1 protein-coding gene is annotated in these 593 nt (G+C 69.6%); it reads left to right on the forward strand.

Going from position 1 to position 593, the window contains the following annotated elements:
- Positions 1-45: 45 nt before the first annotated feature.
- Positions 46-593, forward strand: a 548-nt coding sequence (locus ACP5J3_RS15010) for a hypothetical protein (protein WP_428496410.1), incomplete at its 3' end; no start/stop codon positions are given.

Genomic DNA, 593 nt, shown 5'->3' on the forward strand with positions numbered 1-593 from the left:
GATAGTGCTCCGGGCCTTTACGTCAGTAAAGGGCTGGAGAGGTAGGTGGCGGCCGTGTGCGTCGTGGCTAGGCCGGCGTCTGTGGAGGAGGTGGCTGGGGCCGAGGCTGTGGACGTGGTGGCGGGGTACCACCTAGGCCAGTCCTCGCCGCTGGTGGTGGAGGTGGGCGGCGTCAAGCTGTCGCTGGAGGGGGCTCTGCTCGTGGTGGAGAAGGGCGGAGGCGGGAGGAGGGCTAGGCTTCTGCCAGACCGCTACGAGTTTAGGCCCGCCGCCGTTGTGGAGACCAGCTGCTTCGAGGAGGTGGTGGGGGCCGTGGTGAAGGCGCTGAGGAACGCCGGCCTGCTGGACGTCTACAAAATAGACTTCGGGGCGCTGGACGCGTTGGGCGTGAGGCTACACGATGAGAGAGACGCAGAGGCTCTGCTGAAGGCGCTGAGAGAGGCGGAGAGCCGCCGGCTTCTACGGGCCGCGGGGCCCCGCTGGCGCGGGCCGGCACCCGGGGTGTCGGCGGTGGCTAGGGCTCTGGCGAGGGCCGGGGTGAGGCCGGCGCGGGCCGTGGCTGAGATCGTGGTGGCTCTTCTGGAGGAGTTCGG

The organism is Pyrobaculum sp., from assembly GCF_049971835.1.
Classification (GTDB): domain Archaea; phylum Thermoproteota; class Thermoprotei; order Thermoproteales; family Thermoproteaceae; genus Pyrobaculum.